This is a genomic window from Protofrankia sp. CiP1_Cm_nod4, assembly GCF_982290645.1.
In genome coordinates this window covers 5,674-10,181 of record NZ_CEVIVC010000032.1, presented here as the reverse complement: position 1 = coordinate 10,181, position 4,508 = coordinate 5,674, and the positions used below count along the sequence as shown (strand labels likewise).

Genomic DNA, 4,508 nt, shown 5'->3' with positions numbered 1-4,508 from the left:
AGGCATCGTGATGCCGAGTGGGAGAGGTATCAGGCCGCTACCGCCGGCTGGCGGGCGGCGGTGGAAAGTCACGAGGCCGCTGACCGTGCCCGGCGGGAGACGGTGCCGTTGTTCCATCCGCTGGCGCCCCGGTCGGCGGCGAGCCGGGTCGACGTTTTCGGTGGCACTCGTGACGGCTGGGCGGGCCTGCTGGCGACCGTTGGCTCCTCGGCGCTTGCTTCCGGTGGCGGCATTCTCCTGCTCGATTTCAGTGAGCGCGGAGTCGGCGGTGGTCTGGCCCAGCTCGCGGTCGACGCGGGATGCCCGGTCACGGTAGACGATCTTCCCGCTGATATCGGCGGGCTGGGACTGTTGCACGGTGTGGATCCCGAGGACGCCGCCGAGCTTCTCGCGGATGCCGTCGACGTGGGACGTGGCGGGGGTGCTGATCCGACGCTCCGGGTGCTCGACGCCGAGATACTCGCGGCTGTCGCCACCCGGCTGGAACCACCTCTGACCTTCAGCCGGCTTGCCGCCGGCCTGCGCGTGCTGGAGGGGAACGAGCGGAACGACGGTCCGGGCCTCCTGTCGTCCGCGGAGCGGAACGCCGTCGCCGACCGGGCGGGCGGGTGGCGAGAAAATGAAAGAACCCAGCGGGAAATCCACTACCTGCGGGCCTCCCTGGAGCGGTTGGCCGGCCGGGAGGAAACGGCACCGGCTACCACACCGCGGCCGTGGTGGCCGGTGCCAGGGCTGCGCATCATAGCGACATCGAGCCATGACACGTCGGCCACCCGTAAGGAATTCGCCGACAGGGTGCTGTTCCACATTGTCCTGCACCAGCTCCGCCGCCGCCGTGGTGACGCTTCCCATGACATTCTGGTGGTTGCCGGCGGGGACCGGATGGGACTGCCCGCGCTGGAGGGCATGGCCCGGTACGCGGCCAACGCCGGCATACGTCTGGTGAATCTTTTCGAGCATCTGGGAGAGGGCACCGAACGTCTGATCGGCGCGGGCGACAGCGCCACCCTCGTCATGCGGCTGGGGAACGCCAGGGAGGCCGAGAGGGCGGCCGAGTTCGTCGGCCGTGGGCACAAGTTCGTCTTCTCCCAGGTCACCCGGCAGGTCGGCAGCAGCCTCACCACGGGGGCGTCCAGCAGCACGGGGGGGAGCGTCTCGGTCTCCGAGACCGAGAGCCGCGGCGGTTCGCGCGGGAGGGCTGGAAAATCAAGCAGCTGGAGCCGGTCGGTCACGGTATCCCAGTCGGCATTCTGGGAGAGCACCGAAAGCCTGTCGGTCACTGATTCCCATCAGGACGGTGCGGTTCTGCAGCGGGTCTATGAGTTCAGCGTCGAGCCGACGCAGATCCAGCAGCTCCCGCCGACGGCTTTCGTGCTGGTCGACTCGTCGTTGGGTGACCGCCGGGCGGCACTCGGCGACTGCAATCCCGGTATCGTTCTCCTGCCCAGGGTGGCCTCCACCGCCCGCCCGGCCGTGCCGCCGATGGCCCAGCAGGGGCTGCCGCCCGGCCAGGGGACGCCCCTCCCGATCGACGGGCCGGATGTTCCGCCGGCTTCCCCTCCCGGCGGCCCAGGTGGCCAGCCCGAGACGATCGACCCGTTCCGGCCGTGGAGCCCGGGGAACGGGTAGCGCGATCATGCGGCCCGCGGCCGGCTAGATCTCCCGGGACAGCGGGCCATAGGGAAAGGTGTCCATCATTTCTTCGGCGGAGAACTCGTCCTGACCGGCTGGCGGGGCGTCGACGGCGAAGCCGCCCGTCCCGTACCGGGCACCACGCTCGGCATAGTGGCCGGCGTCGGGACCGTAGCCAGCGTAATCCGCGTACTCGCCGTCGTCGGTGGCATCGTACTCAGCCCGGTCGCGGTAGTCGTAGCCGTCCAGCACGACGGGGTCGAGATCATCCGGGACGAGGTTGATGTTGTCGACCTCGCCGTGCATCTTCGATCCGTTGAGAACGACCGGGATCTCCAGGTCGCCGACGACGTGCTCGACGTAGAACGCGCGGTTCCCGATCAGCCACAACGCGAAACCGGGGTCCAGCCGGGGCAGCATGTCCGAGGCTACGTCGGTGAGGTCCAGCGCCCGCTGCGTGTCCGGGATCTGGTCGGACGCCTGCTTGTACAGAATGCGGATCGCGGTCTCGGCGAGCAGGCCCTTGGCCACCTCGACGGAGTCCGGGGACGCCGAGAGCAGGTCGGAGATCCGGTGCGCGACGATCGCGTTCGCGCATCCCCACTGGCGGGCGAGCTTCTGCTGGGCGGACAGCCGCCGGACCAGGCCGGCGAAGCGCATCAGCCGCCAGCACTCGTCGTAGACGACGTAGCGCTGGACGCCGTCCTGGCGCATCAGCGCGGCTTCCATCCACGCCTGCGCGCACGTCATGATCAGCGCGATCATCTCGTCGGAGCCCTGGACCCGCTCGAGATTGAGTACGGCGATCGGCCGGTCGAAGTCCAGTGGGGAGGTGGTCGGGCCGTCGAAGAGCCCGCCGAGCGCACCGTGGGTGAGCCGGCGCAGGGTCAGCGTCGCGTCCCGGGAGGAGTCGCGCAGTTCGGCCGCGGTCACCGGCAGCGCCGCGCAGTCGGCTTCTGACGGGTTCGTCATCGCGTCCAGGACGTGCGGCAGCAGCGGGGTCGCCTGCCGGTCGGTGGAGGCGCCGGTGATCTGCCGGGTCACGACGTCGAGGGCGAGGTCGACAGCGGTGTGCTCGGACGGGGTGAGTGGCACGCCCTTCGCGGTCTCGATCAACGAGGACAGCAGTGCCGACCGAGCCCGTTTGACCTCCCGGGACCAGTCCGCGTCCGCCATGCCCGGCGGCCGTGGCGGGGCGTCCAGCGGGTTGAGCCGGGTGGACAGGCCCGGGCCGATGTAGGTCGGCTCGCAGCCCAGCCGGCGGGCCAGCCGGGTGTACTCGCCTTTCGGGTCGCAGGGCACCGCCGCCTGGTAGCCGAACGCGGCCCCTCGCGAGATCAGCGTCTTGAGCAGGGACGACTTGCGTGAGCCGACCGAGCCGAAGACCGCGAAGTTGGGGTTCTCGATGACCTGCTGGCGGTAGAGCTCGAACACGTCGAAGACGAAGGAGTCGCCGGACCAGACGTGGCGGCCGATGTACATGCCGGGGGTGTCCAGCCCGGCGTCCACGACGAACGGGTAGATGCCGGCGATCTGCGCGGTCGTCTCCATGTGGGCTGGCAGGCGCAGCTTGTGGAAGGTCCGGCCGGCGTGCGGGCCGACGAGGGGCGGTGGCTGCTCGCCGCGGCGCAACGCCATCCGGGCCCGCCGGATCGCCGCCCGTTCGGCCCGGGCGGCGGCCCGTTCGCCGCGCTGTGCCTCACGTTCGGCCCGCCGCAGGTCCTTCAGCTCGCGATGGGTCTCCCGGTCGGTACCGGCCCCGCCCGACGAACGGTGCGGTGTCATGACACCCCCACGGCCAGCGGCAGAGCGGCGACGCTGAACCCCTGATCCTGTTCGCCGACCAGACGGACCATCTCCAGCCGGCTGCGGGACGCCAGCGTCTCCGCCTCGCCGCACGCATCGGCCAGGCTGTCGAGGTCGTCCGCGGAGACCGTCACGAACCCGTGGAAGCGGAAGGCGCCGAACCCGGCGATGAGCTCCTGCTCGCGGCGCTCCACCTCGGACGCTTCGGCCATGTCGCGCTGGGTGGTGACCTTACCGACCTTGTCGCGCATCTGCTGTTCACCCAGGTGTGCCATCCGGCGGCGGTTGACCGCCTTCTCGGCCTTGCGGCCGGGCATCGGCTCGACGATCAGGGAGACCGTCCGCCGGCAGGTGGTCTCCATCAGCAGCGGGGCGAGGAACGCGGCCGGGGACGGCACCCGTGGCCAGCCGTTGATCCAGTAGGTGGTGTGGAAGCCGGAGTCGGTACGGTAGTGGTCCCAGCCGGCCACCGCGCGCACCGGGCCGGCGATCGCCGGGTCGACACCCGACGGCAGCCCCGCGAGCCCGCCGGCCCGGTCGGAGACCGCGCCACCGCGTGCGTCGATCATCTCGATCGAGTACGGGTCGTAGGTCGTCCGGATCACCGCGGCCAGGGCGCGCGGTGGCAGCCAGCCGACCGTGTTGATCGACGCTCTGGCCAGCGCGGCCTCCATGGTGCGCAGCTCGCCGAGCAGGACCGCGCAGGCCGCGTGGTCACCACCGCCGGCGCGTTGGATCGCCCGCCGTACGTCGCGGGCGCGCAGCTGGAACGACAGGAAGGTCTCGTGCCGCTGGGCGACCGGGCCGGCGGCGTCGATGACCTCCTGGTACGCCTCGGCCGCCCACGAGCCGTCGTGCTGCCCGCGCACCCGCCAGTGCCGTTGCAGCTGGTCCCCGGAGTCCGGCAGGGTGCGTTCCAGCCACTGCAGGCGGGACAGCCGCCCGCCGCCGACGGTCAGCCCGGCGAGCAGCTCACCCCAGGCGTCCACCCTGGCCTGCTGGTCGCCGGACTCCAGCAGCGCGAACTGGCTGCCCTGCACCTGCAGGACAGCCGTGAACGTCCCCCGCCT

The 4,508-nt window shown here is 71.0% G+C and carries 3 protein-coding genes; 1 reads left to right on the top strand and 2 read right to left on the bottom strand.

Annotation, left to right across the window (positions count from 1 at the left end; genetic code table 11):
• A partial coding sequence (locus tag AC5LSR_RS08655) for a serine/threonine-protein kinase (RefSeq protein WP_493468333.1) occupies positions 1-1,629 on the top strand: 1,629 nt, incomplete at its 5' end.
• A 24-nt stretch (positions 1,630-1,653) separates the two neighbouring features.
• On the opposite strand, the gene AC5LSR_RS08650 is transcribed toward AC5LSR_RS08655, so the two are convergent.
• Both AC5LSR_RS08650 and AC5LSR_RS08645 read right to left on the bottom strand, forming a co-directional pair.
• The gene (locus AC5LSR_RS08650) at positions 1,654-3,417 is read right to left on the bottom strand and encodes a putative type IV secretion/conjugal transfer ATPase (protein WP_250293048.1); all 1,764 of its coding nucleotides are present in this window, start codon (positions 3,415-3,417) and stop codon (positions 1,654-1,656) included.
• A partial coding sequence (locus AC5LSR_RS08645; RefSeq protein ID WP_493468332.1) for an SCO6880 family protein occupies positions 3,414-4,508 on the bottom strand: 1,095 nt, incomplete at its 5' end. The genes AC5LSR_RS08645 and AC5LSR_RS08650, both read right to left, overlap by 4 nt.

Coding starts and splice junctions, on each gene's coding strand:
- AC5LSR_RS08650 (WP_250293048.1), bottom strand. CDS start 3,417: ATGACACCGCACCGTTCGTCGGGCGGGGCCGGTACCGACCGGGAGACC.